General features: G+C 62.2%; 18 protein-coding genes and 1 pseudogene. 7 read left to right on the top strand and 12 right to left on the bottom strand.

Translation table 11 applies throughout. From position 1 onward, the window contains the following. Positions 1-488: 488 nt before the first annotated feature. A pseudogene (locus QFZ69_RS11790) lies at positions 489-1,447 on the top strand (IS481 family transposase). A 233-nt stretch (positions 1,448-1,680) separates the two neighbouring features. Here QFZ69_RS11790 and QFZ69_RS11785 read toward each other — a convergent pair. The 5 genes from QFZ69_RS11785 to QFZ69_RS11765 form a co-directional block, all read right to left on the bottom strand. Beyond that, on the bottom strand, positions 1,681-1,950 hold the full coding sequence (locus QFZ69_RS11785) for a MoaD/ThiS family protein (RefSeq protein ID WP_306918350.1): 270 nt from the start codon (positions 1,948-1,950) through the stop codon (positions 1,681-1,683). A gap of 6 nt (positions 1,951-1,956) precedes the next feature. Beyond that, positions 1,957-3,084 (bottom strand): GTP 3',8-cyclase MoaA, encoded by a 1,128-nt coding sequence (moaA, locus tag QFZ69_RS11780; protein WP_306918348.1) that lies wholly within the window; start codon positions 3,082-3,084, stop codon positions 1,957-1,959. 320 nt (positions 3,085-3,404) lie between these two features. Continuing rightward, positions 3,405-5,288, bottom strand: coding sequence for a BCCT family transporter (locus tag QFZ69_RS11775; protein WP_306918347.1), 1,884 nt, complete (start codon positions 5,286-5,288; stop codon positions 3,405-3,407). 495 nt (positions 5,289-5,783) lie between these two features. Beyond that, complete coding sequence (locus QFZ69_RS11770; protein WP_306918345.1) at positions 5,784-7,199, bottom strand: ferredoxin reductase; 1,416 nt, start codon at positions 7,197-7,199, stop codon at positions 5,784-5,786. Beyond that, entirely contained in the window at positions 7,196-8,500 is a 1,305-nt protein-coding gene (locus tag QFZ69_RS11765; protein ID WP_306914839.1) for an aromatic ring-hydroxylating dioxygenase subunit alpha, read from the bottom strand. Before QFZ69_RS11765 ends, QFZ69_RS11770 begins: the two co-directional genes overlap by 4 nt. Positions 8,501-8,661: 161 nt before the next feature. Between QFZ69_RS11765 and QFZ69_RS11760 the strand changes: the two genes are divergently transcribed. From QFZ69_RS11760 to QFZ69_RS11750, 3 genes are all read left to right on the top strand, one after another. Beyond that, positions 8,662-9,594, top strand: coding sequence for a LysR family transcriptional regulator (locus QFZ69_RS11760; RefSeq protein WP_306918343.1), 933 nt, complete (start codon positions 8,662-8,664; stop codon positions 9,592-9,594). A 606-nt stretch (positions 9,595-10,200) separates the two neighbouring features. Continuing rightward, entirely contained in the window at positions 10,201-10,599 is a 399-nt protein-coding gene (locus QFZ69_RS11755) for a hypothetical protein (protein WP_306918341.1), read from the top strand. A 477-nt stretch (positions 10,600-11,076) separates the two neighbouring features. Continuing rightward, positions 11,077-12,168, top strand: coding sequence for an IS630 family transposase (locus tag QFZ69_RS11750; RefSeq protein ID WP_306912900.1), 1,092 nt, complete (start codon positions 11,077-11,079; stop codon positions 12,166-12,168). Between the two features lie 596 nt (positions 12,169-12,764). Here the strand turns inward: QFZ69_RS11750 and QFZ69_RS11745 are convergent. From QFZ69_RS11745 to QFZ69_RS11730, 4 genes are all read right to left on the bottom strand, one after another. Then, complete coding sequence (locus tag QFZ69_RS11745; RefSeq protein WP_306918339.1) at positions 12,765-14,786, bottom strand: BCCT family transporter; 2,022 nt, start codon at positions 14,784-14,786, stop codon at positions 12,765-12,767. 248 nt (positions 14,787-15,034) lie between these two features. Beyond that, positions 15,035-15,622 (bottom strand): GTP cyclohydrolase I FolE, encoded by a 588-nt coding sequence (folE, locus tag QFZ69_RS11740; protein ID WP_306918337.1) that lies wholly within the window; start codon positions 15,620-15,622, stop codon positions 15,035-15,037. Positions 15,623-15,630: 8 nt separating this feature from the next. Then, complete coding sequence (locus QFZ69_RS11735; protein WP_306918335.1) at positions 15,631-17,958, bottom strand: FdhF/YdeP family oxidoreductase; 2,328 nt, start codon at positions 17,956-17,958, stop codon at positions 15,631-15,633. 12 nt (positions 17,959-17,970) lie between these two features. Further along, on the bottom strand, positions 17,971-18,846 hold the full coding sequence (locus QFZ69_RS11730) for a methylenetetrahydrofolate reductase (protein WP_306918333.1): 876 nt from the start codon (positions 18,844-18,846) through the stop codon (positions 17,971-17,973). A 281-nt stretch (positions 18,847-19,127) separates the two neighbouring features. On the opposite strand from QFZ69_RS11730, the gene QFZ69_RS11725 reads away from it, so the two are divergent. The 3 genes from QFZ69_RS11725 (at position 19,128) to QFZ69_RS11715 (ending at position 21,143) form a co-directional block, all read left to right on the top strand. Beyond that, positions 19,128-19,514, top strand: a complete 387-nt coding sequence (locus QFZ69_RS11725) for a hypothetical protein (protein WP_307000136.1) — start codon at positions 19,128-19,130, stop codon at positions 19,512-19,514. After that, a complete protein-coding gene (locus tag QFZ69_RS11720) occupies positions 19,477-20,313 on the top strand; it encodes a transposase family protein (RefSeq protein WP_307000134.1) in 837 nt (278 codons plus the stop codon). Before QFZ69_RS11725 ends, QFZ69_RS11720 begins: the two co-directional genes overlap by 38 nt. A gap of 134 nt (positions 20,314-20,447) precedes the next feature. Beyond that, positions 20,448-21,143, top strand: a complete 696-nt coding sequence (locus QFZ69_RS11715; protein WP_306918331.1) for a GntR family transcriptional regulator — start codon at positions 20,448-20,450, stop codon at positions 21,141-21,143. A gap of 28 nt (positions 21,144-21,171) precedes the next feature. Here the strand turns inward: QFZ69_RS11715 and pabB are convergent, their stop codons facing one another. The 3 genes from pabB to QFZ69_RS11700 form a co-directional block, all read right to left on the bottom strand. Beyond that, a complete protein-coding gene (gene pabB, locus QFZ69_RS11710; protein ID WP_306919666.1) occupies positions 21,172-22,608 on the bottom strand; it encodes an aminodeoxychorismate synthase component I in 1,437 nt (478 codons plus the stop codon). 369 nt (positions 22,609-22,977) lie between these two features. Beyond that, positions 22,978-23,853, bottom strand: coding sequence for a bifunctional 5,10-methylenetetrahydrofolate dehydrogenase/5,10-methenyltetrahydrofolate cyclohydrolase (locus QFZ69_RS11705; protein ID WP_306914864.1), 876 nt, complete (start codon positions 23,851-23,853; stop codon positions 22,978-22,980). Then, a complete protein-coding gene (locus QFZ69_RS11700) occupies positions 23,850-24,476 on the bottom strand; it encodes a cyclodeaminase/cyclohydrolase family protein (RefSeq protein ID WP_306914866.1) in 627 nt (208 codons plus the stop codon). Before QFZ69_RS11700 ends, QFZ69_RS11705 begins: the two co-directional genes overlap by 4 nt. Between the last annotated feature and the right edge of the window lie 99 nt (positions 24,477-24,575).

Below are 24,575 nucleotides of genomic sequence, written 5' to 3'. Positions count from 1 at the left end.
GATCTGGCGGAAAGATAGTTCCATTGCAACTCCCAGGGACGTAGGAAACCTCACAGCTTATCTCCCCCGTGACAAGGGCAGGCTTCCTCACCGGTGAAGCGTGGCGCAGGTACTGGTAAACGGTCTCGCGGCTGATCCCGTAGTCATTGGGCGAGGACGGCCTTGGTAACACCGTTCCGGTGCGAGGGTCCTTTTCCGTCCTCTGCATGAGAATCGCTGCTTGGCAAGGGCGATACCAATCCTTCTCGCGGACACAATCCAATTCACTTGTCCGGCCACTGCTGCCTCCAAACCTTCGCCTGTGAGGTTGAGTTAGGGCCGTCCTACAAGGAAGTCAAGACCCCGAACATTCCGCTGTCAGGTTGGGTGTGCCCTAGCTGTATTAATCACAGACGTTAGTGACGATCGGCGTGGTGTGGTGACATGAAGAAGACCTCCGAGTGGAGTGGGGCTTGTCTAGAGTCCAATTCCACAAACGGAGGTCTTCAATGTCCCACCCTAATGCTTTTCTCGCCCGCAGGGGACGGATCGAGCTGGCAAAGTGCATTGTCGAGGACGGCTGGCCGTTACGTCGGGCTGCAGAACGTTTTCAGGTCTCCGTCCCGACCGCGGCGCGCTGGGCCAGCCGCTACCGGGAGCTGGGCGAAGACGGCATGGAGGACCTCTCCAGCCGGCCGTCCCGGTCCCCGCGCCGCACTCCTGCCCGGCGGGAACGACGAATCATCGCGCTGCGGGTCAACCGCCGCTGGGGGCCGGCGAGGATCGGTTACCTGCTCGGTATCCACCCGTCCACCGTGCACAATGTCCTCTCCGGTACCGGCTTGCCAGGCTGTCGTGGCTGGACCGGGCCACCGGCAGGGTGATCCGCCGCTACGAGCACCAGAACCCCGGGGACATGGTCCACGTGGACATCAAGAAACTCGGCCGGATTCCTGACGGCGGCGGACACCGCGTGACCGGCCGGGCCGCGGGGAACCGGAACAAGACCGGCACAAACGCCAACCGCAGGCCCGGCTACGCTTACCTGCATAACGCAGTCGATGACCACTCCCGCTTTGCCTACACCGAGATCCTCTCTGACGAGAAGAAAGAAACCGCCGCCGGCTTCTGGGAACGGGCAAACGCTGCCTTCAACGCCGCCGGGATCACGGTGAGCCGGGTCTTGACAGATAACGGCTCCTGCTACCGCTCCCGCGTCTTCGCCCAGGCTCTCGGTGCGGACATCAAGCACAAACGCACGCGCCCCTATCGCCCCCAGACCAACGGAAAGGTTGAGCGGTTCAACCGCACCATGCTCGACGAATGGGCCTACGCGAAGCCCTACGCATCAGAGGCCGAGCGTGTTGCCGCTTTCCCCGCCTGGTTGCACCACTACAATCACAACCGAGGCCACACCTCACTCAAGGGTCAACCACCCGCCAGCCGTGTCACCAACCTCCGTGGGTAATACACCTAGCTGGACGAACCCCCGCCCGTGAGCCCGGTTCTCCGGAGGTAACGAGTCCGGCTACCCAGGAGGCCGGAGGCCGTGTACGCGAAACATTTAGCAGCCCTGGTCCTGCAGCGTCATCAGCAGGCACGAATAGTTCGAAATCGAATATGCACGTGTACCAGTATCGGATCACACCCAAGCGGTGATCCGAGTTGCCTTCCCCCAAAGGTGAGCACGTCGCCCAGGAGTTAGCCCCCGGCGAAAGGCGGCAGTACGTCGATGACGTCTCCCGGTTTGAGGGCTGCAGAGCGGTCTCGTAGCGCGGTCTGGTTTCGCAGGAAGCTGCACCGGGGGATGACCCCGGCCAGGGAATGGGTGCCTGTTGACCGCTCGACGCTGCGTTCCACGGCCAACATGGCGGCGAGGAGACCGTCCAAGGTGGTGCCTTCGGGAAGATCGAAGTGTTCTTCGTTAACGCCGGTCGCTGCGCAGGCGGCGGCGAAGTATCGTACGAGCATGGTTCTTTAGCCTCCGATGGCGCTCATACTGCGGTCTGGCTGCACAAACTCTTTTGTTCCGAGGCCAGTCTGGTTCATGCCGTGGGCGCGGGGTTTCATCCACATGGCATCCTGCCAGCGCCGCACCAGTTCATCGTCATGCGCACCGGTTCGCAAAGGCCCCAAGAGGTCGAATTCGTCCCGGGAGAAGAGGCAGCTCATGACCTTTCCCTCAGCGGTGATGCGGGTTCGTCGGCAATCGGCACAGAAAGGTTCGCTGACGGACGCGATAATCCCCACGGTTCCCAAAACAGGTCCGGATGCTTCACCGGTAGCACCGTTCCGCTGTCGCACTTCAAACCGTTCGGCTGGTGCGCCGTCCCGCTGACGGCGATCCCGATCCAGGACAAAGTCTGCTGACAGCAGGGTGCGGATTTCGAGGGCGGTAATCATCTCCCGTTCGGTCCATCCGCGTTGGGCATCCAACGGCATTTGTTCGATGAAGCGCAGTTCAAAGTTTCGCTCCAATGCCCATGCCAAGAGCCCCGGGGCTCCGTGGTCATTGATACCCCGCATCAGCACTGCATTGATCTTGACTGGGCCGAGGCCCACGGCGCGGGCGGCTTCGACGCCGGCGAGAACTTGGCCGAGGAACGGGCGCCGGGTCAACTGCGTAAAGATTTCCTCATGCAGGGAGTCGAGGGAGACATTGACCCTGGTTAGCCCCGCCGCTTTGAGCGACTTCGCCTTCTTCTCCAGCCCGACGCCGTTGGTAGTCATAGAGATGGGGAGGCGGGGGTGGCGCTGCCGCAGTGCGGCGATAATATCCACGAGGTCCGGCCGGACCAGGGGTTCTCCGCCGGTGATTCGGAGTTCCCTGACACCCAGACGCTCGACGCCGAGGCTGACGATTCTCTCAATCTCGGTTGCCGTCATGACGGCTTGTTTCGGCAGCCATTGCAAGCCCTCTGCCGGCATGCAGTATGTGCAGCGAAGGTTACATTTGTCCGTGACCGACAGCCGCATGTCCGTTGCTTGGCGGCCAAAGCGGTCCAGTAGTGTCGAGGGAAGGTCGGGCGGGCGCGGATCCGGAGCGGTCCCCTGATAGTTGGTGAGGACGGGGCGCAATGCTGGGATACCTAGCTGAACGGTCATGGTTCAGGCTGATTCAGGGCGCTGGTTGCAGCCGCCGTCAGCGGATGCCAAGATCACTGTCAATGTACGAACCGGGGCGGTTTCCGTTGTCGTGCTGGCAATTGCAGCCACCATCCAGCTGCAGCCGAACGGTCACTGGACTGGATGACTCCAGTTGGATATCCACCGATTCCTTCCCGTTGCTGCTAACTCGAAGAGTATGTTTTTGGTCGTTGAGCGGGGCCATGTAGAAACCTTTTTAAGGAGTTGGGGGTGTACCTTGGTGGCACGGGCCGCGAAGCCGCGTGCCACCAATGCGGGTTGGTGCATCAGGTGAGCAGCTATTGCTTGTCAGCGATCGGACGGCGGGCCTCAACGGTTGGAATGATCCCCGTGGGAGTCCCTCCTATACAGTCCGAGTCGGAGCATTTGTCGGCGCAGTCGTGCCTTGTTACGAGGTCGAACTGCACGCCGCCGTGTTGTTCCACGCCAGTGCGTATGGCCCGCTCTACAACGGAGGTGGCCAGTCGGCGCCGCAAGGAAAGGGGATCCCGGCGGAGGTCCTTGGTGAGGGCAAAGCAGAGCAGCAGCATGACAACTACGAACGGCAGCGCGGCCACAATGGTGATTCGTTGCAGGCCCGCCAAGGCTTCCGATGGTTCGTCGCCACCAGCCAGCAACATGACCGCCGCCACGGCACCGGTGAGGCAGCCCCAGAAGATGACCACACCGCGGCGGGGGTGCTCGGCGCCATTGGAGCTGAGCGACCCCATCACGATGGAAGCAGCGTCGGCACCAGTGATAAAGAAGATAGCGACCAGGACCATGGCCAGCACGATGACGGCAGCGGTGAGCCAGCCGGGCATGCCAAGGTTCTTAACCAGGTCGAAGAGTGCACCATCGAAGTTGACGGACGGGGACCCATTGACCATGGTTACCAGGCCGGGTGTATTTGCCTTGTCGGCCTCCTGCTGGACATGGAAAGCAGCTCCACCGAAGATGCCGAACCAGATCACGCTAACGATGCTGGGCACCAGCAGCACGCCGGTGACGAACTGGCGGATGGTGCGGCCGCGGCTGATGCGGGCGATGAACATGCCAACGAACGGCGTCCAGGAGATCCACCAGGCCCAGTAAAAGATGGTCCAGCTGGTCATCCAGCTACGCAGTGACTCGTCGCCGACCGCTTCAGTCCGGGATGACATCTCGGCCAGGTCGCGGGCGTAGTCGCCGACCGCGGAAGGGATCAGATTCAGGATGAAAAGGGTGGGGCCGGCGATGAAGATGATCAGTGCAAGGACGACGGCCAGGACCATGTTGATGTTGGACAGCCACTGAATTCCGCGGCTGATGCCAGAGACGGCCGAAGCCACGAAACAGGCGGTCAGGACCGCGACGATCACCACGAGCACGGGGGTGCCGATTTCACCGAACCAGCCGTTGGAGGTCATGCCGCTGCCAATCTGCAGGGCGCCCAAGCCCAGGGAGGCGGCGGTTCCGAAAAGAGTGGCGAAGATGGCCAGGATGTTAATGAACTTCCCGACCGGCCCTTCAACCATCCTGACGCCGAAAAGCGACGTGAAGGCGACAGAGATCAGTTGCCTGCGACCCAAGCGGTAGGTCCCGTAGGCCATTGCAATGCCGACAACTGCATACATGGCCCAGGGGTGCAGGGTCCAGTGGAAGATCGAGGTGGCCATGGCGGTCTGGATGGCTGCAGGTGTGCGGCCGTCCACTGTGCCGGGCGGAGGTGAGATGTAGTGGTAGAGCGGTTCGGCCACGCCGTAGAACATCAGCCCGATGCCCATGCCGGCGGCGAACATCATCGCAACCCAGGAAACGGTGCGGAATTCGGGCTTTTCGCCGTCTTTGCCTAGCGGGATGTTGCCGAACTTGCCCAGGGCCAGCCACAGGACGAAGATCACGAAGAGCGATGCCAGGAGCATGAAGAGCCATCCGGTGTACTCCATGACCCAGCTCAGGGCACCCTGGGAGGACGTGGACAGACTGTCCCGGCCAACGAATCCCCAGATCACGAAGGCGACGGCGATGGCGCCTGTGATCCCGAACGTGACTTTGTCGAGGTTCAGTCTGATGTTCCGGCGTGCCGAAACGGCCTGCTCGGTCTTGGCATGGCGCAGCTCTTCAAGGATCTGTTCGTATTCTTCTGAATCCGGCAGGCTCTCTGCGCCTCCGTCTTCTGGATCGAGGACTGCGGGGTTCATGGTTTTTTCCGCGGAGACACTGAAGACTGCTTTAGTGTTCTGCGTACTTCCGGGTTCTGCAGCGGGGAAAGCTGCTGCCAAGCTTTTCTCGGCAGGCAACTCCTCGGGCGTTGAGGGTTTTAAGTCATTGCTTGTAGCCATGAGCGAATCCTTTGCTCGGCGAATCATGAGCTTCACGGTGATGCTGGTCAGACTGTCTGTGAGGTAGTTGTTGTGAGTTTTCGTGAAGCGAGTTGGGTCAATTAATACGTGCAGCGCATATCGCTACGGGGCAACGAAGGCGTTTGGTGATGGGTGGGTGGTTTGGTGGCCGGCATCTTGTCGCACATGCCCTCGAGCCGGTGGTGCGTTTATATCCCGGGAAGGCACGACGGGGTCGGGGGAGACCGCGGATCCACAGGGGCAGGCGAAACGCCACGCGTGGCATTCTCGCTCTTGTATTCTTGCCGTGAAAACAATCCCTGATGCTGTCCGGCCTAGAGCAGCTGGAAGCGGCTAGGCATCGATCACCAGGTCCGTCCGCGCGGTGGAGCAGCAGGGCAGGAACTTGCCGGCAGAGATTTCCCGTGCCCGGATCCCGCCCTGGTGGTTCATCTCGACCTCCCCGGAAAGCTTGACGACCTTGCAGGAGCCGCACATGCCTTCCTTGCAGTTCGCGCCGATCCGGACGCCCGCACGCTGGGCCGCCTCGAGGATGTGTTCGGCGGGGTCGATGCGCACATTGATGCCGGTGCGCATGAAGGACAGGGTGAGGCTGCCTGTTCCGACCGTGTCGAAGCTCGAGGCATCGGGGGACCCGGCTTCCGGCTCCCCGTCCGGACTGCCGTCGGGGGCTTCGGGACAGGGCGCGTCCGGGTCGACGGTTTCCAGCGGCAGCCCCGTGGCCTTCAGGGTTCCGTCGGCGTCGTAGTCGGGCTCGTAGAGGCCGAACGCGGCGGGTTGGCTTTCGAAGTAGTCCTCGGCGGATTCGGCGATCTCCTCGGCGATCTCCTCCGCGAAGTCGGCTGCAAGTGCCAGCTCCGCCTGGTATTCAAGGAGCGTCTGGCGGTCTCCCGAGAAGAACTCCATGTAGATGGAAGTGTCATCGACACCAACCTTCTTTAGGAGCTCGGTGGCGGTGTTCAGGTACCCCTCAGGACCACATGCGTACACCTGGCGGCCGTTGGCGTCCGGGGCCACCTCCTCAAGCATCGCCGCCGTCAGCCTTCCGCTGAGTCCTTCCCACCCTTCCGGTACACTGCGGTCGCCCAGGGAGTAGTAAACCTTGACGCGTGAGTCCACGGAGGCGATATAGGCCAATTCCCGGTGGAAGGCAAAGCCTCCAGTATCTGAGCCGTGGTAGAGCACCACAACATCGGCGTGTCCGGGCAGGGAGTGGATGGTCCGCACCATGGACATGATGGGGGTGATGCCTGCGCCGGCGGCCAGCAAGAGGTACCGTGCCCGCCGGTCGGCGTCGGGCAGGTGGAATGCTCCCACCGGTCCCAGCATCTCTAGGACGGTGCCGGGTTTGACCTTCTCGTGCACCCATGGCGAGACCAGTCCCGTGGGGTCACACTTGACGGTGATGCTGAAGGTCCACGGCTCGGTGGGCGAACTGGACAGCGAGTAGCTGCGGTCCACCGGTTCCTGGTCCTCACCATTCACGGGGAATGCGACGTTCACGTACTGGCCCGCACGGAACGCCAGGGGCGCACCGTCGCAACGGCGGAACACAAAGGTCATCATGGCGCCGGCCTCGGGAACGGTCTCGACGCATTCGGCCATGAACTCCTGCGGATGCCACGGGCCCAATGCACGGGCTGCCCGGGCAGGTGTCTCTGTGCTTCCCATCACCCTGTTCCACGGCATCTCAAGACCGCGAATACGCTGTGGTTCGTGGATTGCCGTTTCAGTGAGGAGTTCAATCATGCCAAGTGCTCCTGCACGCGCTGCACGTACCAGTTGATGAATGCCTCGACCTGGTATTCGCTCTTCATGTAGGGGCCGGGCTCGTAGGCGGGACTGCCGGCACCCTGCTGGCACAGCTCCACGAACGCCTTGTCCTGCAGGTTCGTCTGCTTCCAGGTGTAGGTGAGCTTCTCCAGGTCGTAGTCGACGCCTTCCACGGCGTCGTCAGCCACCAGCCAAGTGGTGCGTACGAGGCTCTGGTGTTCGTTTATGGGGAAAACACCGAACGTGATGACGTGGTCGCCGAGGAAGTGGAACCAGCTGTTGGGCTGCAGGTGCATTGAGCAGCGGCCAAGGCGGAAGTCGCGCAAGTCGCCGAGCAGCTTCTTGGAAAGCCTGCGCCCGTCGGCGGAGAACGATTCACCCTCTCCATCGAGTGATTCCCGTGAGATGCGGATTCCCGCGATGCGCGTGTCAAGCTGCTCGACCACCTCGTAGGGAAGGCCATAGCGGCGGCAACGCTCCTCGAGGGAGGACTGGGCCTCCTTGTTCCGGTCCCACACTTCCTCAAGATGGGTCGGGATCAGGCCCTCCGTCAGGCCCCAAGTGGGGAATAGGGAGCAGGCGAGCTCGGGGTGGCCGTCGCAGTGGTAGCACTCACGGTTGTTCTCCATGACGAGCTTCCAGTTGCCCTCTTCGATGATGTTCTGCTGGTAGGCGATTTTTGTCTTCGAGAGATCATGGGGCGCGAGGTAGGGCTCAAAGATCTTCGCGGTTTCGTCGAAGTCCGTTGGCGGTTCATCCGCAATGCAGACGAAGATGAGTCCGGCGACCTCGCGGCCGTGGGCGCGCTTGAGGCCGAAGCAGCTCTTGTCGAACTTCGTTTCCCCCGGCGCGGAGGCATGGATCAAATTGCCCTCTGGGGAGTAGGTCCAGGAGTGGTAGCCGCAGACCAGGTTTCCGGTTGACCCGGCAGCTTCGGTCAGAACGCGGGCGCCGCGGTGGCGGCATACGTTGTGCAGGACGTTCACGTCGCCGTCGTCGTTGCGCAGCACAATCAGGGAGTAGGGCCCGTAGTCGACGGTGACGTAGTCGCCCGGTTCCGGCAGTTCGGCGGTGCTGGCGGCAAAGATCCAGTGCTGGCCGAAAATGGCCTCCATGTCGATGTTGAAAATCGTCGGGTCGGTGTAGAAGGGGGCATCGAGGGAGAAGCCGGCGCGCCGGAACTCAAACAACTCGGTGATTTCTGCCAGCTGCTCGGCAGGCAATGAGGCAGCGAGTTTTCCGCGTGAGTTGAGGGGCACGTTCACTGAAGCAGTCATGGGTTTCCTCCCGGGAGGGCTGGGGAAGTGTGCGATTCGGGGAGACCACGGAGTTGGTAGGTGCAACCGGCGTTGTCGCAAACGATGTAGCCATGAGATTAGTCACAAACCTTCTGCAATAAAAGCGCAAGATTGCGAAGATTACCATGCACAATAGGTGCATGATCGATGCGAGGCTCATCACACTTCGCGTGTTCGCCCGGTGCGGCACCATAGGGGCGACCGCGGAGCTCACGGGTTATTCTCCCTCTGCCGTCTCCGCGCAATTGCGGGAGCTCCAGCGCGTGCTTGGAATGCAGCTGCTGACGAAAGACGGCCGGGGCGTGCGGCTTACCGCCACGGGCCGCTTTATCGTGGCGGGCTCGGATCCCCTCATTGCACAATGGGAGAGCCTGCGCGCCGCAGCCATGGAGGCCGGCGACCAGGTGCAGGCCCGTTTTGGCCTCGGCGGATTCTCCACTGCAGCCGCCCAGCTGCTCGCGCCGCTGGCCGCCACCCTGCGCACAACACGCCCCCTGCTGGAGGTACAGGTACTCGAGGCCAACCCGGCCCGTTGCTTCGACTTGTTGATCGCGGAACGAATCGACCTTGCGGTTATTGTCGCCATGCAGTCCGACACTTATGTTGAGGACGATCCGCGCTTCGAGCAGACAGTTCTGCTCGACGATCCACTGGACGTGATCATTCCCGGTGACCATCCGCTGGCAGCACGGGAAACAGCGACGCTTGAAGAGCTGGCATCGGAACCGTGGATCACGGAGGCCGCTGGTTCCACCTACCATTCCCTCTTTACCGCGGCGTTCACGGCAGTCGGGGTGACACCGCGCATTGCCCATGAGGCCGTTGAATGGGAAACCCATATCGCGTTCGTGGGTGCGGGTCTGGGCGTCGGCCTGCTGCCACGGCTGGCGCCCCTGCATAGTGCCGAGAACGTGGTTCGGCTACGTATCACCGGTAAGGCAAAACCCACGCGCCGCATCGTCGCCGCGGTGCGCAGGGGCAGCATCGCCTCACCCCTGATCCAGGAGTCGCTCCGCATCCTGCAGGTTAACGCCCATCGGATCCTCACCGCCCGACCCGAAGACGACCTCTGAAAGCCCATGGCCGCGAGTCGTTGCCGACGGGCCAGCAGGTCCAGAAGGTGGCGACACGTCCGCGCAGCCGGCCTTCTGCGCCGCACCAGACGGGCCGCGGCCCCAGGATGAGCCAGAATGCGCCCACAACCGGCCCACGAAAGGGCCGTTTGCGGGCTGGAACCACTCCCAAACCACTCCCGGTGTCTTGATGAGGGCCAATGCTGGCCGCTTTTGTGGCCACCGTTGGCCCCTTGTTGGACCTTGGTTGCCTGGCTATCTAGGTAGACAGTATCTGTCTGTGAATGACATCGAATTCGACCAGGAAATGACCGGCGCGCGCTTCCGCATGCATCCATCGCTCGCTGTGCTCAGCCACGGAGAAAGTCACGGCTACGCGATCGGAGGTCCTTCGGCTGCACGGCTCCACCCGCATCAAAGGCGGGACGCTGCCCGCTCCTGAAGCGATTCGAAGACCAGGGGCTCGTCGAGCACACATGGCAACACGGCCAGACCGGTCGGGCCGAAAGCAGTTCACACTCACTGAGCTAGGCCGCCAGGAATTCGAGCCTGGCGGCGAATGAGCGAAACTCTTACCGAGATCCAGACGACGCGACGGGAACAACCATGAGCTACGAGGAACGCCTGACTTTCAATCTCCGAGTGCGTGGGCTGCCTGAGCCAGAAATAGCTGAAGTCCTGGACGAAGTCCGGGCCCACGAGGCTGCCACAGGAACAGCCGCGGAAGCCGAATTCGGCGCAGCCGAGGAGTATGCGATGCAGTTCCCCAAGCAGAAGAGCCGGACGCGGGGGAAGTACCATTACTGCAATCAGCCCAGCCTTGGCTGTCGCCTATGCCACCAAGCGCTCGATGTCGTCCTGGCGATTCTTGGGGTCGACATTCGTGAGCTCGTCGGTCCGGTCACGCTGTTGCCGGGCACAGGGTTGATCCTGGCGGGCCTGCTGGCTGGATTCCTGACTGATTACTTTCAGCCGGCGCAGCGCTCCCTCACCCGCCAGTTGTGACTTTCTTTCCGCAACTCAGTGCGCAGGCTGGCCGCATGTCACGAGGATGGTCCGCTAGTGATCAGAACGACGTGCGGACAGGTCCGTGGAGGTGCGGCGAGGTGCGGGAAGCTAGGCGAAGGGGTCCCGCTCGGGTTCGTTCCACCACTCGTCGGCCTTGTCCTGGCGTAGCCGGACCCATACGACGGGCACGATCGGTTCATTAGTCATTCTGCCGATGCTAGTGCCCGCCTGACGAGCCGGCGGGTCTTGCCAGAATGAACGCCATGAATGAATGGAAGGACTACCAGCCTGTGAGCTGCTGCCCGTGTCATACGACGCGGAAGATTGCCTACAGTCTGGATGAGGCCGCTGCCCGAGTCGGATGCAGTACTACGCTCCTGCGGCGCCAAATCGCAAACAGCTATGTAGCCAAATCACAAACAGCTATCTAGTGTCCTGCGCCTGAAATTCGCTTCGTAATTATAAAATCAGGATATGGCGAATGTCGGGCGGCCGAAGGCCTTGCTGGATCTGTCGGCTGAAGAACGCGGGACGCTGGAGCGGTGGGCCCGGAGACGGAACTCATCCCAGGCGTTGGCGACACGGTCGAGGATCGTGCTGGCCAGCGCCGAGGGTCTGACGAACGTGGCTGTCGCAGCCCGGTGCGGTGTCGAGCCGCATACTGTGGCGAAGTGGCGGCGCCGGTTCCTGGAGCACCGGCTGGACGGACTGGTCGACGATCCCAGGCCCGGACGGCCGGCCTCGATCACCGCCGACCAGGTCGAGGACGTGGTCGTTGCGACGCTCGAATCCACGCCGGCGAACGCCACGCACTGGTCGAGGGCGAAGATGGCCGAACGCTCCGGGCTCTCGAAGTCCACGATCGGACGGATCTGGCGGACCTTCGAACTCAAGCCCCACCGCGCCGACGGCTTCAAGCTCTCCAACGATCCCTTGTTCGTCGAGAAGGTCTACGACGTGGTCGGTCTCTATCTGAATCCCCCGGAATCGGCGGTCGTGCTCAGTGTGGACGAGAAGTCCCAGGTCCAGGCGCTGGCCCGGTCCCAGCCTGCGTTCCCCATGATGCCCGGCATGCCGGAGAAGCGGACCCACGACTATGTCCGGCACGGGACCACCACCCTGTTCGCCGCCCTGAACACCGCGGACGGGTCAGTGATCTCCAGCCTGCACCGCAGGCACCGGGCCGCCGAGTTCAGGAAGTTCCTGGCCAAGATCGACACCCAGGTCCCCGAGGGCCTGGACGTCCATCTCATCTGCGACAACTACCAGACCCACAAGACCCCGACCGTGAAGACATGGCTTGAGAATCACCCGCGTTTCCACATGCATTTCACCCCGACCTACTCCTCCTGGCTCAACCAGGTCGAGCGGTTCTTCGGATTCGTCACCGAGGACCTGCTGCGCCGCAGTGACCACCGCAGCGTCCAGGCCCTCGAAGCGGACATCCGCAAATGGGTCAGCGAATGGAACACCAACCCCATACCCTTCACCTGGACAAAGACCGCGGAACAGATCCTCGAATCCCTCGGGCGACTTCTGAAGCGAATTTCAGGCGCAGGACACTAGTGGGCGCTACGTCAATTCGAAACCACTCATCGCCCACGAAGAATTGGTCGCATGGCTCAATAGCCTGCCGACAAAGGCCCAGTAGCAGTGGGGACCTGTATCTCAACGGCGAAACGCCCCGCCCTCCGTAGATGTGGTGACAGCGATGGACATGGCCTCGGGATCATCACCGTGGCCAAACGGTTAGTCGGGCGATCAGGGACACCATCCGGAATACGGAAAAGAGGCAGAGGCTGTTGCAACTATGGCCATGGCACCAAGGATTCCTATTCAGGGCGCGGGACGCCGCCGCAGTCAGCGAGGACCGAGGTCACTGTCAACATACGAGCTGGGGCGGTTTCCGTTGTCGTGTTGGCAAATTGCAGCCCCCATCCAGCTGCAGCCGAACAGTCACTGGACTTGAGGACTCCAACTGGATATTCACTGGATATTCACGAACTCCTTCCCTTCGCTGCTAACCCGGAGAGTCTGTTCTTGGTCGTGGTGCTGGGACATGTAGATAACCTTTGCTATGCGTTGGAGGTGGGTGTGCCCAGGCGGCACGGGCCGGAACAAGCCGCGTGCCGCCGAGGGGGGTTGCTACTTAAGGTGCGCAGCTATTTACTGTCCGGGTCCGGATGCTTGGGCTCGACGGTTGGGATGCTCCCCGTGGGAGTCCCTCCCAGACAGTCCGAGTCGGGGCACTTTTCGGCGCGGTCGTGCTTTGTTACGAGGTCGAATTGAACGCCGCCGTGTTGTTCCACGCCAGTGCGTATGGCCCGCTCCACTACGGATGTGGCCAGGCGCCGTCGCAAGGAGAGGGGATCTCGACGCAGGTCCTTGGTGAGGGCAAAGCAGAGCAACAGCATGACGATGACGAACGGTAGCGCTGCCACGATGGTGATTCGTTGCAGGCCGGCCAAGGCTTCCGATGGTTCATCGCCGCCGGCCAGCAACATGACCGCCGCCACGGCGCCAGTGAGGCAGCCCCAGAAAATGACAACTCCGCGGCGAGGGTCCTCGGCGCCGTTGGAGCTGAGCGATCCCATCACGATGGAGGCCGCGTCGGCGCCAGTGATAAAAAAGATCGCAACTAGAATCATGGCCAGCACGATAACGGCTGCGGTGAGCCAGCCAGGCATGTTCATGTTCTTGACTAGGTCAAAGAGTGCTCCGTCGAAGTTGACGGACGGTGTCCCGTTGACCATGGTGGCCAGGCCGGAGGTGTTGGCCTTGTCGGCTTCCTGCTGGACGTGGAAGGCGGCTCCGCCGAAGACGGCAAACCAGATCACGCTGACGACGCTGGGCACCAGTAGCACGCCGGTGACGAACTGGCGGATGGTGCGACCGCGGCTGATGCGGGCGATGAAGAGGCCCACGAACGGCGTCCAGGAGATCCACCAGGCCCAGTAGAAGATTGTCCAGCTGGTCATCCAGCTTCGCAGTGACTCGTCGCCGACCGCTTCGGTCCGGGACGACATCTCGGCCAGGTCGCGGGCATAGGCGCCGACCGCGGAAGGGATCAAGTTGAGGATGAACAGGGTGGGGCCCGCGATGAAGACGATTAGTGCCAGGACGACGGCCAGGACCATGTTGATGTTGGAGAGCCACTGGATGCCGCGGCTGATGCCAGAGACGGCCGAAGCGACGAAGGATAAGGTCAGGACGGCGACGATCACCACGAGCACGGGGGTGCCGATTTCGCCGAACCAACCGTTGGAGGTCATGCCGCTGCCAATCTGCAGGGCTCCCAGGCCCAACGATGCGGCGGTACCAAACAGGGTGGCGAAAATAGCCAGGATGTTGATGAACTTCCCGACCGGCCCTTCTACCGTCCTGATGCCGAAGAGCGACGTGAAGGCGACGGAGATGAGTTGCCTGCGACCCAAGCGGTACGTGCCGTAGGCCATGGCGATGCCGACCACCGCGTACATGGCCCAGGGGTGCAGGGTCCAGTGGAAGATCGAGGTGGCCATGGCGGTCTGGATGGCTTCGGGGGTCCGTCCATCCACGGTGCCGGGCGGGGGAGAGATGTAGTGGTAGAGCGGTTCGGCCACGCCGTAGAACATCAGCCCGATGCCCATGCCGGCGGCGAACATCATCGCGACCCAGGAGACGGTACGGAATTCGGGTTTTTCCCCGTCTTTGCCTAGCGGGATGTTGCCGAACTTGCCTAGGGCCAGCCACAGGACAAAGACCACGAAGAGCGAGGCCAGGAGCATGAAGAGCCAGCCGGTGTATTCCATGACCCAGTTCAGGGCACCCGTGGAAGTGTCGGACAGACTGTCGCGTCCCACGAAGCCCCAGATAACAAAGGCAATGGCGATGACGCCTGTGATCCCGAACGTGATCTTATCGAGAATGAGCTTATGGTTCCGGCGATCCGCAACTGCTTGCTCAGTCTTGGCATGATGCAGCTCTTCGAGGATTTGCTCGTACTCGACGTCCGGCAAGGGCGGTGCGTCTCCTTCCTCCGGATCGAGGACAGCGGGGGTTCTGTCTACTTCGCCGGAGACACTAATGACTGCATTACTCTTCTCCCCACTTCCAGGTTCTTCGTTACGCGGAGCCTCTGCCACCCCATTGTCAGCAGGCAACTCCTCGGGTGTGTGGGATTTTAGGTCACTATTAAAAGCCATGAGCGGGTCCTTTGCTCGGTGAGGCATGGGCCTGCGGTTAAATGTGGCCCTCGGGAGTCAGATGGGCGGAAGGTCGGGGGCCGCGTCCGATTCGATGATCATGATGTTGCCGTCGACGATTTGCACTTCGTGGGTGCGTACCGGCAGTTTGGCCGGGGGTGCGTCCAAGGCAGGTGAAATATTTAATCACCAGTAAAGATATATCAGTTACATCTTATTGCAGGACCGGGTGTGTGTCCAGAGATTTCTTAGCGTCCCTGTATCAGGCTGAGCGCCTCAGCCCGGGCCGCCGGCAGACGGAGCTCCCCGCGGACGGCTGAAGTGATGGTCTTGGCCCCGGGCTTGCGGACACCGCGCATCGACATGCAGAGGTGCTCGCACTCAACTACCACAATGGCCCCCAGGGGCCGCAGCGAACTGACCAGCGCATCAACGACCTGGGTTGTCAACCGTTCCTGGACCTGGGGCCTGCGTGCAAAGACATCGACGAGCCGGGCCAGCTTGCTCAGTCCCGTGACGATACCCTCAGCCGATGGGATGTAGCCAACGTGGGCTACGCCGTGGAACGGCACCAGGTGGTGCTCGCAGGTGGAGTAGAAGGGGATGTCCTTGACGATGACCATTTCTCCGTGCCCAAGGTCAAAGGTCTTATCCAGCACGGCCAGGGGGTCCTCATGAAGCCCGCCAAATATCTCCGCAGCCGCCCGGGCTACCCGCGCGGGCGTATCCACGAGCCCTGGCCTGTCCGGGTCCTCTCCGATCGCAAGTAGATATTCGCGGACGGCCTGCTCAACCCGCGGCCCGTCCACACCCTTGGACGCTGTTGCCGTCGTCATGTCGGCGCTCACGCTTCGGCCCGTTCCAGCCGCACGATGACGGACTTGGATGTCGGTGTACCGCTGGTGTCAGCTACCGAATCGAGCGGCACGAGCACGTTGGTCTCCGGGTAGTATGCTGCCGCACAGCCCTTCGGCGTCGAGTACGAAACGATCCGGAAGTTGTCGGCCCGCCGCTCTGTCCCGCGGAACTCGGAAATCAAATGAACCATGTCACCGTCCCTAAAGCCCAGCTCAGCGATGTCAGCCTCGTTGACAAGAACCACGCGACGCCCACCGTGGATACCGCGGTATCGGTCATCCTTGCCATAGATGGTGGTGTTGTACTGGTCATGTGAGCGCAGGGTCTGAAGGACCAGCCGCCCCTCGGGTACTTTGATGAATTCCAGCTCATTGCCGGTAAAGTGGGCCTTGCCCGACGCGGTCTCGAACTGTCTGGCGTCCCGCGGAGGGTGGGGGAGGACAAAGCCGCCAGGGTGCCGGATCCGCTCCTCGAAATTTTCGAAGCCGTCGATGACCGCCTCGATGTGTTTCCGGACCAGGGAGTAGTCGTCTTTCATCGAGAGCCAGGCAGCTTTAGGCGTGTTGGGCAGTGGGAGGTTGTCACTGTCGGTGAAGAGCTTATGGGCGAGGTTGCACACTATGGCCACTTCTGAGTGGAGGTGCTCGCTGGCCGGCTTAATCCGTCCGCGGGACGCATGGACGGCGCTCATCGAGTCTTCCACCGTCACCCTCTGGTCCCCGGTGCGCTGCGCGTCCTTTTCGGTCCGACCCAGCGTCGGGAGGATCAGCGCGCGTCGGCCCGTGGACACGTGGGAATGGTTCAGCTTCGTGGAGATCTGTACCGTCAGGTCTGTGTTGGCCAATGCCCGCTCCGTGACCACGGAATCCGGGGCCGCCCGGACGAAGTTTCCACCCATTCCGATGAAGACGCGGACTTTGCCGTCCCGCATGGCACGAATCGCCGCAACGGTGTCGTAGCCGTGCTTGCGAGGGGAAAGGAACTTGAACTCCTGGTCCAGCCTGTCGTGGAACGCCTCTGGCATCTTTTCGAAGATGCCCATGGTGCGGTCGCCCTGGACGTTCGAGTGGCCGCGGACGGGGCATACTCCTGCTCCGGGCTTACCGATGTTGCCTTGGAGAAGCAGCACGTTGACGACGTCCCGGAGCGTGGGAACTGAGTGTTTGTGCTGGGTTAGGCCCATGGCCCAGCAGACGATGGTGGCATTGGAGGCCAGCAGGCGTTCGCCCGTGGCCTTGATCTGCTCCAAGCTCAGGCCCGTGGCTTCGACTATTTCACTCCACTGGACCTTTTCGAGGTGCAGCAGGTATTCGTTGATGCCCACGGTGTGGTTATTGATGAATTCGTGGTCCAGGACCGTAGTCAGTCCCGGGGTCTGCCTCCCCTGCGCCTCCGCCTCGAGGAGGTATTTGCCAAGCCCCTGAAAGAGGGCCTGATCCCCGCCGGCCCGGATCTGCAGGAAGTCATCGGTCAGTTGCGTGCCCACGAGCGTTCCGGAGATCGTCTGTGGATTCTCGAACCGGAGGAGCCCGGCCTCGGGAAGTGGGTTGACGGAGATGATGACGGCGCCGTTCTTCTTCGCTTTTTCCAGGGCGCTGAGCATGCGCGGGTGGTTAGTACCTGGATTCTGCCCGGCAACGAAGATCAGCGAGGCTGTCTCCAGGTCGACGAGGCTGACCGAGCCCTTGCCGATGCCGATGGTTTCGACGAGGGCTGAACCCGTGGACTCGTGGCACATGTTGGAGCAATCGGGGAGATTATTCGTGCCCAGTCCCCGCACGAGGAGCTGGTAGAGGAAAGCGGCTTCATTCGAGGTCCGCCCGGAAGTGTAAAAAACTGCCTGGCCGGGATGGTCCATTTCTTTCATCTCCTGGGCAATCAGCTCATAGGCTGCGTCCCATTCGATGGGTGTGTAGTGCGTGGCTCCCTCGGCCAAAAGCATCGGGTGGGTCAGCCGGCCCTGCTGACCCAGCCAGTAGTCGTCCCGCGTTTTCAGGTCCTCGATGGAGTGTTTGGCGAAGAACTCGGGGGTGACGCGGCGGCGGGTGCCCTCCTCGGCCACTGCCTTCGCGCCATTTTCGCAGAACTCGGCTGCGTTGCGCTTTTCGTGTTCGGGCCACGCACAGCCCATGCAGTCGAACCCGTCGACCTGGTTGACTGCCAGCAGCGTTTGGACACTGCGCAGCGGACCCATCTGCTGTAGGGAGATCTTCAACGAGTTCACGACGGCGGGGATGCCGACGGCCTTGGACTTGGGTTTGGTGACAGTCAGCTTTGACTCGTCGATATTCTGTTTGGGGGCTTTTGAAGCCATGTGATCGTTCCTTCAGATCTGGGCAGGAAACAGGGAGCTGGCGGGGTTGCTTGGTGGCAATGCGGTGGCCTCCCGCAGCCTCGGGAGGCTGTCCAGGAGGCCGGGCAAGCGGCCTAGGTCGTTGAAGGTGTAGACGTGGAAACCGGCAAAGAGCGGATCACCTGCCAGCTCTTGGTGAACTTCGCGGATCAGTCGGCCACTGTCGTAGTTCATGAAGTCGCCTCGCCGCCAGAGGGCGCCTGCCATGCCTGAACTGCGGGCCAGCTTGAGCGAACGGCCGACGCCGAGGCGTGCTCCCATGGACACAAGCTTATTAACTGACACCGGACCGGGCACCCCAACCCACACCGGGAGCTCAACGCCGTTTCTGCGGATCGTCCGGAGGTAGTTGCTGATCGCCTCGGCAGAAAAGCACATCTGGGTGATCAGTGATGACGCCATCGGCGCCTTGATCTCGAGGCTGCTCACGAGTTTGTCCTGGCCCAGGTGGGGGTGGCCTTCAGGGTAGCCGGCAATGCCTGCGGAAAAGGCAGGTGAATACGCTTTGACAGCCTCCAAGAGCTGTCCGCTCCAGGAGTAGGGACCCGCGGGGGTGCGGCGGTCACCGGCAACGACAAACAGCTCGGAGACTCCCGCCCCCTGCAACTCCAGCAGCAGGGCATGCAGGTGGGCCTTGCTGGTGATGCTGCGGGCGGCCAAATGGGGAACCGCGTGGTACCCCAGGCGCGCCAGGCGCGTGGATGTTTCTACGGTGCGTTCAGGACCGTGGTGCGGAAGGCACGTCACGCTCACGGAGCCCGGAGTGTCAAACACCAGGGGGAGCTGGGTGAGCAGATCGGCTGAGGGAACAACTTCCAGCCGCACCCTTGCAACAGCTTTATTGCTCATTGCTCTCCATTCGTGGCGTACGCGTTGCAGATCCGGTACCGTCCGGAGCCCTCACCCCTTTCGGAAGAAACTGGAGCCCTTGACATTTTTATGCTTACATATTGATATATCAGTTATAGGAATACTATGTACTGGGAGCTGGGGCGTCAAGGCTCCGCGTTGACTCGTAGAAAACCTCCGCGTAGCCGGATACGTTGCCTCAATTGAAAACCTCCGCGTAGCGGCGTGGTTTCCGGCCGGGGCGGCGGATGGGGGTTATGCCCGTTTTCATGGAGCTAACGATGGACCAGCGGCAAGCTGTGACAAAGAAGAAAGCCCTCGCCTATAAGAGCGCCGATCGTGCAGGGAAATCCCGGATCCTGAACGAGCTGGTCGAACTGACCGGTTGGCACCGCGACTATGCCAGGGTCGCCTTGCGGGAGGCCCTGGTCCTGAAAATCGTCAAGCCCAGACCGGGCAGGACGCCGGTCTACGGCCCTGATCTGCTCCCGCCGCTGATCAGGTGCTGGGCGGTGCTGCGGGCTCCTGCCGGCAGGCTGCTGGCCCCGATGCTGCCGGTTCTGGTGCCGCTATTGCGGCGGGACAAGGAGCTTGCGATCACGGATGATCAGGCTGCTTTTGCTGATGCGCATGAGCGCGGCGACCATCGACCGGAAACTCGTCGGTGAACGGGCGAAACTTTTCCCGCGGGGCCGGTCACACACCAAGCCCGGCACCCTCCTGAAATCCCAGATCCCGATCCGGACCTGGGCCGAGTGGGACGACGCCGTCCCGGGATTCGTGGAGATCGATCTGGTCGGCCACGAGGGCGGCAACAGCTTCGGGGAATTCTGCTTTACCCTGACAGTGACCGACATTTCCACCGGCTGGACGGTGAATCGGTCCGTGCGGAACAAGGCGGCCAAATGGGTCTTTGAGGCCCTCGAACACGTCACCGCTGTGTTCCCGTTTCCCATCATCGGGATCGATTCGGACAACGGCTCGGAGTTCATCAACGAGCACCTGCTCGCCTACTGCCACGCCCACCAGATCACGTTCACCCGCTCCCGTCCCGGGAACAAGAACGACGGCGCGCACGTGGAGCAGAAGAACTGGGCCAGGGTCCGGGAACTCGTCGGCTACCTCCGCTACGACACCGCCGCGGAACTCGAGAAACTCAACGAGATCTGGGAACTGGACCGGATCTTCACCAACTACCTGCTGCCCCAGCAAAAGCTCCTCGAGAAACACCGGCACGGCGCGAAAGTGACCAAGAAACACGACGCACCTGCCACGCCCCACCAGCGCGCCATCCGGCACGAAAAGATGCGCAAGCGCCCGGTCATTCGGATGAACGCCGCCTTCAGGCAGATCAAACCCGGCGCACTCTCACGCCAGATCCTGGCACTCACAGCGCGGCTCGAAACACTGGCCCGAGCCAAACAGCCGGGCGCGGTCAAACCCGTCAACAGGGCCTGGAACAACTGAAAATCCGGAGGTTTTTCAATGAGGCAACGAAGGGGTCAACCGGAGGATTTCAAATGAGGCAACGAATCACCTTTCCCGGAGGTATTGCAATGAGGCAACAGGGGCTCGGACGCATATCGGGAGGAGAGTTGAAAATGGCAAACGCTGGCGGATTACCGGTGGAGGCGGGGGGTCCCTTGGTGCCGCTGAGGCAGGACGACGAGTCCTTTGCCGACTTCGCCTATAGGGTCTTGTGCGATGAATTGATCGTTCTGGACATCAAGCCGGGTGAGCCCCTCAATGATGAAGTAATCTCCAGGCGTCTCGGTGTCGGCCGGACGCCGATCCGCGAAGCTATGAAGCGGCTTGAGAGCGACCATTTGGTGGTGGCCTATCCGCGCCGCGGAACGTTCGCCGCGGGCGTGGACATTAAAGATCTGGCTGAAATCTCCGAGATTCGCCACCTTCTGGAGCCTGCGGCAGCCGCGCGGGCTGCGCGGATTGCGTCGCCGCAGCTTCGGCAGGAGCTTAGGGACTTTGCACGGGAAGTAGGGCAGCTGCTGCCAGGGATGCAGTCGCAGCAGGACCTCATGCGCCTGGACATGCGGGTACACCGGACGATCTATCGCGCCACAGGAAGCCGGCACCTTCAAGATGTCCTGATTCGTTACGACAATCTGGCAACACGGATTTGGAGCCTGGTGCTGGAAAAGCTTCCGCCGGTGTCCGAGCATATTGCCCAGCATATTGAGCTTCTCGAATGCATCGCGGCCGGGGACTCCGAAGCTGCTGCGCGGTTGACCACCCAGCACGTCACCGATTTCGAGAAGCTCATCAGGGCTGTGCTGTAGACCAGGCCAGGACCCGCTCAGCATGAGCTCATACGGGAAAAGCGGCGCCTAGGACTCCAAGGATGGCAGTGGCCTTGGTGCGAATCTCTGCCAGCTCATCGTCGGGGTCGGAGTCGGCTGTGATGGCCCCGCCGATACCCACGGACAGCCGCTGCCCGTCCGCGGGTGAATTCTGGAAGACGGCGCTGCGAATGGTGACCGACAGGTCCGCGGCGCCGTTGGGGGAAAAATAGCCAACCACACCCGAATAGGGCCCGCGCGGTTGAGATTCCAATTCGTCGAGGATGTCCATGCTGCTGATCTTGGGAGCCCCGGTCATCGACCCGGGAGGATAGGCAGCCGCGACCACTGCCGTCCTTGACCGGTCCCCGGCAATTGTGGCTTCGATGGTGCTTACCAGCTGGTGCACCGTTGTGTAAGTCTCAACGTCGCAGAGCCGTGTCACGGAAACTGTTCCCGGTTCGGCATGGCGGGAGAGGTCGTTTCGCATCAAATCCACGATCATGATGTTCTCCGCCCTGTCCTTTGTCGAGGTCGTGAGGTCATGCTTCAGCTGCCTGTCCGCCAGTGGTGACGTGTCCCGTCGTCGGGTTCCCTTGATAGGTTCGGCGCGGACGTGACCGCCGGCGGTGATACTGAGGAACCGCTCCGGCGAGGAGCTCGCGATTGCCACCGCTCCTAGCTGGACGAAGCTTGCGAACGGCGCGGGGCTGGCCCGGCGGAGTCTGCCGTAAAAGTCCCACGGATCCAGGCTCTCGTGGAAATTACTGAAAATTTGGGTCGTGAGGCACACCTCGTAGGAGTTTCCCTGCACGATTTCGTTTTGGGATGCAGCGATTTTTTGAAGGTAGGACTCGGCGGTGTCCGCTGCGCTGAACTGTACGGCCGGCAACCGGCTGCTGAGGCTCCGGGGCGCGGAAGTCAGGCGCCGGATGCGTCGCGCGGCGTTCCGGCACCATTGTCGGCCTTCCGCGCTGGCTTCCGCCAGAAGGTATACGCACCGCGCCTCATGGTCAAACACCACAGCCCGGCTGCAGCGGATCAACGAGGCATCCGGCAGTGGTGATTCCACCGCGTTGCCGCCACACTCGCGCTTGAGCTCGTAGCCCAGGTAGCCCAGCCAGCCGAGGGCGAACCCCAGCCCGGGGGGAAGAGCCGGATCCGGTGCCTGGTTGCTGGACCAATTCCTTTCCAGCCAACTGAAGAAGGGACCTGGAATTCGGGCAACCACCAGCTTTGACTCCACGGTAGTCACGCCGTTCGCATGCTGTGCCCTCATTCCGCGGCTGCCCGAATCGTCAGCCATGATGCTGTAGCGGTTGCGTCCCGCCACGGCGTCCGTGATCGCGTTCGAGCTGTCCAGCCAGACGCGGTGGCTGGAGAGTCCGTAGAATTCGTGGAAGGCCGCTTCCGGATCCGGATAGGCCGCAAGCGAAACACAGTGGAGGGACGGGGAAGCGGACAGTTGCCCGAAACCGCGAACTGCGGCGAGGGCGGGAAGCTGCGCCAGGGCCTCGGCAGCGTGCAGCGGCGCCTCCGGGGTGCGAAGGGTCCAAGACTGTGATCTCCGCCGGCGCCCCGAACGGGGAGTCCTGCGGCCCGGGGATAATCCGGAGCATGCAGTGCCCGGCGTTGCCTCGGCAGGTCACGAAAACAACATCGGGGCATTCGCCGGGCGCGTGCAGCACATCCCGGTCGGTTTGAGTCCGCGCCGTGCAGAAGGAATTCAACACCTGCACGAGCGCGGACACAAAGGCTCGCCCTTCAAGCGATTCCACGCCTTCGGTGGATACGAGAACGGGTTCCACGGGGTAACAGTTGTGCCCGGGGTGGATCATCCGGCCGATCCCGGGACCAAGGCACGCAACTGTTCCCGCGCGGCCTCGGTTGTGTGCAGAAGAAGCAGGGATGTGGTGACGGAGCCGACGCCGCCCGGGACAGGAGTCAGGGCCGCGGCGATGCCCCGCACGCTACCCTCGTCGACGTCCCCGACGAGGGATCCGTCAGGAAGGACGTTGGTGCCGACGTCTATGACTATGGCCCCGGACGAAACATGGCCGCCGTTCAACAGACCGGTACGCCCGGCTGCGACGACCACGACGTCGGCGGTCTTGGTGTATTTCTCCAACGGCCCTGACCTGGAGTGGCAGACGGTAACCGCGGCGTCGCGCTCCAGCAGCAGCAGGGACAGCGGTTTTCCCACCACGGCGGAACGGCCAATGACGACCACATTCCGGCCTGCCAGCGGAATGTCGAAGTGGTCAAGAATCTCGATTACGGCGCGGGCGGTGGCAGGTGCGAACGAGGGCTGGCCCACAGCAAGGCGGCCAAGACTCAACGGGTTCGCGCCATCGACGTCCTTCTCCGGGGCAATGTGCCCGACCAGCTCATCTGTTCCGACGCCGGGAGGCAGAGGCGTCTGGAGGATGATGCCGTGAACGGATGGATCCTCGCTGAGGTCCTTCAGGACTGAGGCCAAGACCTGTCCGGTGGCATCGGGGCCGAGGTCCACGATCCGGCAACTGATGCCGGCACTTTCGGCGGCACGTTCGATGGACCGGACGTACCAGTGCGTGGAGCCGTCGTCGGTGGCCACAACCACTGCGAGCGTGGGGCGTAGCCCGTCGGCTTCGAGGTCCCGGGCCTCATGTTGGGCCTTCTGCTTAATGGTCCCTGCCAGTTGTTTTCCGGAGAGGAGTACGGCACTCAACCGAGAATCCTTTCACGCACGCGCCCCACGAGGGAGTCTGCTGCCAGGATGACCTTTTCCTCGAGGCCGTCGGTTTGGTCAGCCAACCGCGAACGGGCCGCGGCGTCTTTGATGGCCACCACGTTAATGTCGATGTTCACCCGGGCGGTGCTTGCGGCTGCGCGGGCTGCGTCGGCGGCAGCAGCGACATCGCTGATCACATTGGCATTCGCGACCTCGAAAAGTTCCGTGGCAAGATCCACGATGGCGCCGGCGAGCCTAATGAGCTGCGCGGGCGTTTGCGCCGCCAGGATGAGCGCCTCCTGGATGGATGCCGTCCGTGCGGCTTTAAGCTCTTCCGTCCCGGACGGAAGTTTGTACGAATCAATGACGCCTTGGAACGCATGTTGGTCAGCATCCGCCAGGCGCAGGGCCTCGACTACCAGTCCGTCGGCGGCGCTGATGATTCTTTGTACAAGTTCGTCGTGCTGCTCGTATTTCAAGCCGGTGGTGTATCTGGCAACCATGGCGACGAGCGCTGCCCCCTGGGCGGCGTGGAGCGCCGCGGCTGCGCCGCCGCCTGGGGTTGGTTCGCGCGAGGCAAGCCTTGCGAGGTATGCGTTGATTGTTTCTGAACTGATCATGTGTCTTCCTGGGCTGAAGCTTGAGTCGACTGGGCAGGGTTGAGATGCCATGGAAGAGCAGCGGCCCGGACTCTGGTTGCGAGGTGACGAGTCCGGGGC

The organism is Arthrobacter sp. V1I7 (assembly GCF_030817015.1).
GTDB lineage: Bacteria > Actinomycetota > Actinomycetes > Actinomycetales > Micrococcaceae > Arthrobacter.
This window is presented reverse-complemented; position numbering and strand designations above follow the sequence as displayed.

Coding starts and splice junctions, on each gene's coding strand:
- QFZ69_RS11785 (WP_306918350.1), bottom strand. CDS start 1,950: ATGCTCGTACGATACTTCGCCGCCGCCTGCGCAGCGACCGGCGTTAAC.
- moaA (WP_306918348.1), bottom strand. CDS start 3,084: ATGACCGTTCAGCTAGGTATCCCAGCATTGCGCCCCGTCCTCACCAAC.
- QFZ69_RS11775 (WP_306918347.1), bottom strand. CDS start 5,288: ATGAACCCCGCAGTCCTCGATCCAGAAGACGGAGGCGCAGAGAGCCTG.
- QFZ69_RS11770 (WP_306918345.1), bottom strand. CDS start 7,199: ATGATTGAACTCCTCACTGAAACGGCAATCCACGAACCACAGCGTATT.
- QFZ69_RS11765 (WP_306914839.1), bottom strand. CDS start 8,500: ATGACTGCTTCAGTGAACGTGCCCCTCAACTCACGCGGAAAACTCGCT.
- QFZ69_RS11760 (WP_306918343.1), top strand. CDS start 8,662: ATGATCGATGCGAGGCTCATCACACTTCGCGTGTTCGCCCGGTGCGGC.
- QFZ69_RS11755 (WP_306918341.1), top strand. CDS start 10,201: ATGAGCTACGAGGAACGCCTGACTTTCAATCTCCGAGTGCGTGGGCTG.
- QFZ69_RS11750 (WP_306912900.1), top strand. CDS start 11,077: ATGGCGAATGTCGGGCGGCCGAAGGCCTTGCTGGATCTGTCGGCTGAA.
- QFZ69_RS11745 (WP_306918339.1), bottom strand. CDS start 14,786: ATGGCTTTTAATAGTGACCTAAAATCCCACACACCCGAGGAGTTGCCT.
- folE (WP_306918337.1), bottom strand. CDS start 15,622: ATGACGACGGCAACAGCGTCCAAGGGTGTGGACGGGCCGCGGGTTGAG.
- QFZ69_RS11735 (WP_306918335.1), bottom strand. CDS start 17,958: ATGGCTTCAAAAGCCCCCAAACAGAATATCGACGAGTCAAAGCTGACT.
- QFZ69_RS11730 (WP_306918333.1), bottom strand. CDS start 18,846: ATGAGCAATAAAGCTGTTGCAAGGGTGCGGCTGGAAGTTGTTCCCTCA.
- QFZ69_RS11725 (WP_307000136.1), top strand. CDS start 19,128: ATGGACCAGCGGCAAGCTGTGACAAAGAAGAAAGCCCTCGCCTATAAG.
- QFZ69_RS11720 (WP_307000134.1), top strand. CDS start 19,477: ATGAGCGCGGCGACCATCGACCGGAAACTCGTCGGTGAACGGGCGAAA.
- QFZ69_RS11715 (WP_306918331.1), top strand. CDS start 20,448: ATGGCAAACGCTGGCGGATTACCGGTGGAGGCGGGGGGTCCCTTGGTG.
- QFZ69_RS11700 (WP_306914866.1), bottom strand. CDS start 24,476: ATGATCAGTTCAGAAACAATCAACGCATACCTCGCAAGGCTTGCCTCG.